This window comes from Ilyobacter sp. (assembly GCF_041583315.1).
Classification (GTDB): domain Bacteria; phylum Fusobacteriota; class Fusobacteriia; order Fusobacteriales; family Fusobacteriaceae; genus Ilyobacter.
In genome coordinates this window covers 1-5,279 of record NZ_JBFHGC010000157.1, presented here as the reverse complement: position 1 = coordinate 5,279, position 5,279 = coordinate 1, and the positions used below count along the sequence as shown (strand labels likewise).

3 protein-coding genes are annotated in these 5,279 nt (G+C 34.6%); all 3 read left to right on the top strand.

Features of this window, described 5'->3' with window-relative positions:
- The first annotated feature begins 827 nt into the window (after positions 1–827).
- Positions 828–2,285, top strand: coding sequence for an MATE family efflux transporter (locus ABZA26_RS06900; RefSeq protein WP_372713787.1), 1,458 nt, complete (start codon positions 828–830; stop codon positions 2,283–2,285).
- Positions 2,286–2,472: 187 nt separating this feature from the next.
- Positions 2,473–4,467, top strand: a complete 1,995-nt coding sequence (locus tag ABZA26_RS06895; protein ID WP_372713786.1) for a DUF2075 domain-containing protein — start codon at positions 2,473–2,475, stop codon at positions 4,465–4,467.
- Positions 4,468–4,721: 254 nt separating this feature from the next.
- Positions 4,722–5,279 (top strand): RlmF-related methyltransferase (locus ABZA26_RS06890; RefSeq protein ID WP_372713785.1); only part of this gene is annotated, 558 nt, incomplete at its 3' end.

Below are 5,279 nucleotides of genomic sequence, written 5' to 3'. Positions count from 1 at the left end.
ATTAGGGAAAAAATATAATGTTCCGGTTCCTGTTAACGAGAAATTCTATAAGTATTTTACAGAGTTAGAGGCAGGTTATTAAATCAACTTAAATTACTACTTGAAATTAATTTTGTGAAATACTGAATGTATCCGAAGTTGATGTTACTTTTCCTTGATGAAAAGTAACCAAAAATCAAGGCCTGTGAAAAATAAGCTAAATGCCCTTGGAAATCCAAAGAGAGCAATGAAACTCAGAAAACAAGTTTCTGAGAACCAGAAAATATACTCGTATGACTCGTTATTTTTTGGCTACTCGCTTCGCTCAGACAGTTGATTTTTACTAAAGATTTCACTTCGGTCATTTTTAACGCTTATTTTGTCAATGGGCAATAGATTCAAAACCTTTTTAGCACGATAAGTTAAAGAATAACAATGCACATGCTTTTTATTTATGTTGATATTATTTTTTCTGTATTTTGAATTTCAAGTCGCAGAACTTATACAGGAAATAACCAGCACTCAGCCGTCCTACAGAATAAGTTCCGCAGGGAAACGAGGACTGTAGCTCACAAAGGCGTTAAAAGAAACATATACTTCCTAGACATTTGAAAATTCTTGACCTTTTGGTTACTTTTCTGTCAAGAGAAAAGTAACAGACTTCTAGAGAAATTCAATACTTTAATCTAAAAGGCAAGTATCCACTTAGATTGAGGGAGATAAAAATCGGATTAAATATATATAAAATAATAATATGATAAGTAAAACTCCTGATATAAAGGTATCCAACATATGATCTTGATCTGACTGGCTTTGGATTGAAGAATTTTACAATTCAAAAAACGGCTATGCAAAGATTGTATGGTGTGGTATCTTTTTTTTATGTTGTTTTGAAAGGGGTAAAAATGAAATCAAAAATAGATATGACACAGGGAAGCATTTCTAAGGGACTAATGAAAATGGCTTTTCCTGTAATGGCCACATCTTTTCTACAGATGGCCTATAATCTCACTGACATGTTTTGGATAGGAAGGGCAGGAAGCCGTTCTGTGGCAGCAGTGGGGAGTGCAGGGTTTTATGTGTGGCTGAGCTTTGCATTTATACTGGTGTCAAAAGTAGGGGCAGAGGTGCGGGTTTCCCAGAGTATAGGGGGTAAAAACTTTTCCAGGGCGAGAGATTATGCCAGAAATGCTCTTCAGATGAATTTTATACTCTCTGTTTTTTACGGTGCGCTGGTTTATTTTTTCAGCAACAGACTCATAGGATTTTTTAATCTGGGAGATCAGGGAGTTATCTCAATGGCTGTATCCTACCTAAAGATTATTACTTTCGGCATGGTTTTTAGTTTTTCAAACCCTGTCTTTACGGGAATTTTCAATGGATACGGGGACAGTAAGACTCCCTTTTATATAAATACAATAGGTATAGGGGTTAATCTGATTTTAGATCCTGTCCTCATATTCGGGATGGGGCCTATTCCTGCCATGGGAGTACAGGGAGCAGCCATAGCTACAGTACTGGCACATCTCATGGTTTTTATATCCTTCTTGATATATATAAACAAGGGCAAGGGTGTGGTAAAGGCTCTGGAACTGCATCATAAACCTGAGCCCTATATAATGAGAGAGTACATGAGACTTGGTCTGCCTGTGGCTCTTCACAACGGACTTTTTACCTTTTTTACTATGATAATTGCCAGGATAATAGCCCAGTGGGGCCCTCTTCCCATGGCTGTACAAAAGGTCGGATCTCAGATAGAAGCCATTTCATGGATGACAGCCAGTGGATTTCAGGTTGCAGTCTCTACTTTTGTGGGACAGAATTACGGGGCAAGTCAGCCAAAACGAATAAAAAGAGGTTATGCAACAGGGATAGCCATGATATCTGTAGTGGGAGTTTTTGCCACTCTTTTGCTAGTGATATTTGCCAGACCGATATTTTCTATATTCATTCCTGAAGAGGAAGTTGTAAAGCTTGGAGTGGACTACCTAAAGATACTGGCTTATTCCCAGTGGTTTATGTGTATAGAGATAGTCACAGCAGGAGCCTTCAACGGCCTTGGCCGGACTTCTCCACCTTCTATAGTCAGCATAGCCTTTAATGCCATGAGGATACCTATGTCTATCTTCCTCTCCTCTGAATCTCTGCTCGGATTAAACGGAGTATGGTGGACCCTCACAATAACAAGTGTTTTAAAGGGACTTATTCTTGTGGGATGGTTTCTCTTTATGGTTAAAAAGACGGAGTTTTTTCAGGATGATAAATGCCTTGAATACGGTGCAGTTGCAGAGGAAAAAGAGATATAGTTTTATTTTTTTCTGAAACCTAAGATACAAAACATTAAAGACACCTGAGAATATCTCTTTGGTGTTTTTTTATTTAAGGTTTTACTGATTCCGTAAAACACTCTCGGTATAGTCAATTAAAATTTTAAAGTGAAATTTCCATCTGTTTGTGTTACTCTTGTCTATATAATAGAGATAGAAATTTTGTGTGCCTTTTAAGGGAGGGATTTATATCAAAAGAGCTTATTATTCTAATTCGATAAACAATTTTTTAATAGACGATAATAATCTAATTTTAGGGGAGTTGTCAAAACAACATTCATATTCACTGGAAGAGTTACAGAAAAATGCCTGGATAGAACAAATAAAAATTTTAAAAAAGAGTCTTGAAAATATTAGTGAAGGTCATATTTTCTTTGAATTTTCAATTCCAAGAATGGGAAAACGTGTTGATAATATAATAATTTATAAGGACTCTATCCTTGTTTTTGAGTTCAAAGTAGGCAGTAAAAAATTTGATAATTATGCAGTTGAACAGGTAACAGATTATGCACTTGATTTAAAGAATTTCCATGAAGGAAGTCATTACAGTAAAATTTTTCCAATATTAGTCTCCACTGAATCAGAAAAAAAATATGAGGATATTTCCATATATCATGAAAATTTATTTAAACCGTTGTTAATAAATTCTGATTATATCGAATCTTTATTCACAAAAATTTCTTCAGTCTGCAGTGAAAAAGATATTGATCCCAAGCAATGGGAAAGATCTATATATAAGCCGACTCCTACAATAATTGAAGCGGCACAAGCTCTGTATAAAGGACATAATGTAAAAGAAATTTCACGTTCTGATGCAGGAGCAATCAATCTTTCAAAGACTGCAAATTGTTTGAATAATATTATCGAATATTCTAAAGAGAACAGTAAAAAATCTATTTGCTTTATTACAGGTGTTCCTGGTGCTGGGAAAACTCTTGCAGGTCTTAACATAGCAACTGAAAGAATGAAAGCTGATGAAGGAGAGCATGCTGTATTTCTGTCAGGTAATGGACCATTAGTTGAAGTGTTGAGAGAGGCATTAACTAGAGATAAGGTTCTTTCTGAAAAATCTAAAGGAATAAAAATAACTAAAAAAGAAGCCAGCATAAAATCAAACGCTTTTATCCAAAATATCCATCACTTTAGAGATGAATATATAATTTCTTCAACTTCACCCATTGAAAAAGTTGTAGTTTTTGATGAAGCACAGAGAGCCTGGAATTTGGAGCAAGCAAGTTCTTTTATGAAAAGAAAAAAAGGCCTTGCTGACTTTAACATGTCTGAACCTGAGTTCTTGATAGATGTAATGAATAGGCACAATGATTGGTGCACAATTGTATGCTTAATCGGTGGAGGTCAAGAAATTAATACAGGAGAGGCTGGCCTTGAGGAATGGATTAGAGCACTACAAAATAAATATTTAGATTGGGATGTATATTATTCAAATTTAATTGAGACAGACGCAAACTATTTAAATGATGAAAACTTGAGAAACTGGTTAAAGAAAAATTCTAATAAAAAAACAGATTTGCATTTAGCAGTGTCACTGAGGTCATTTAGGAGTGAAAAGTTAGCTGAGTTTATTGAAAATATAATCGACTTAAATCTTGATAATGCGAAATTACTTTATAAGCAACTTAAAGAAAATTACCCCATAGTAATTACACGAAGTTTAGAAAGCGGGAAAGAATTTATCAGAAATAGCTCTAAAGGAAGTGAAAGATTTGGATTGATCGCTTCATCTGGGGCGAGAAGATTACGTGCACACGGCATTGATGTAAAAAATGAAATAAGTGCTTCAAATTGGTTTTTAAATAATAAAAGTGATATTCGGTCTTCATATTTTATGGAAGAAATTGCAATAGAGTTTGATATACAGGGACTGGAATTAGACTGGACCTGTATGTGCTGGGGAGCAGATTTTTATTTGGAAAAAAATAGATGGAAGTACCGAAGTTTCAAAGGAACTAAATGGCAAAATATGAATTCTGAAATTGGAAAAAAATATTTGAAAAATGCTTATAGAGTTTTATTGACAAGGGCTAGACAAGGCATGGTTATATTCATCCCTGAGGGAAGCGGAGTGGACGAAACAAGAGACAGGAAATTTTATGACCATACTTATGAATATTTTAAAAGTATAGGGGTTACAGAGGTATAAAAACAGTACATAAATAGCTGAATGATAATATAAGTTTTGGTAGGGTGAGTCTGGGTTCTGGTTGTACTCAATAAAAGACGTAAAAGAAACAATTGATAACAATGTTAAATTAAGTTTAAGAGTGCCTATTGATTTAGGCCTTTTTTTATGTGTAAATTTGTTACTTGGGTACTCCTTTCCCTTGTATAGAATAATCATGCATGCTAAAATTAATCTATTGATATCAAAGACACGGAACTAATAAGGAGTATAAAGTGAATAAGATAAATAAAAAGGGAGAATTACATCCCAATAATCCCCATAAAGGAAGATATGATTTGAAAGTTCTGACAAAAAATCTGCCGGAACTGAAGATGTACCTAAAGAAAAATCCCAGAGGGGAGGAAACTATAGATTTCAGTGATAATAAGGCTGTTGTTTTATTAAATAAAGCATTACTAAAAGTTCATTACGGCATAGAAAACTGGGATATTCCCAAGGGATTTTTATGTCCGCCCATTCCCGGAAGAGCAGATTATATACACTATATAGCAGATTTGCTGGAAGGCAGGAAAAAAGGAGTAAGGGTACTGGACATAGGAACCGGTGCAAACTGCATCTACCCTATTATAGGGAGTCAGAGTTATAACTGGGATTTTGTCGCTTCAGATATAGACCCAAAATCCATAGATAATGCCAAAAAAATAGTGGACTCAAATAAAGTATTGAAAAATAAAATAATTTTAAAGCTTCAAAAAAACAGAAATGATATTTTTGAGGGAATAATAGAGAAGGAAGATAAATTTGATCTGACTATGTGTAATCCTCCATTT

Coding starts and splice junctions, on each gene's coding strand:
- ABZA26_RS06900 (WP_372713787.1), top strand. CDS start 828: ATGCAAAGATTGTATGGTGTGGTATCTTTTTTTTATGTTGTTTTGAAA.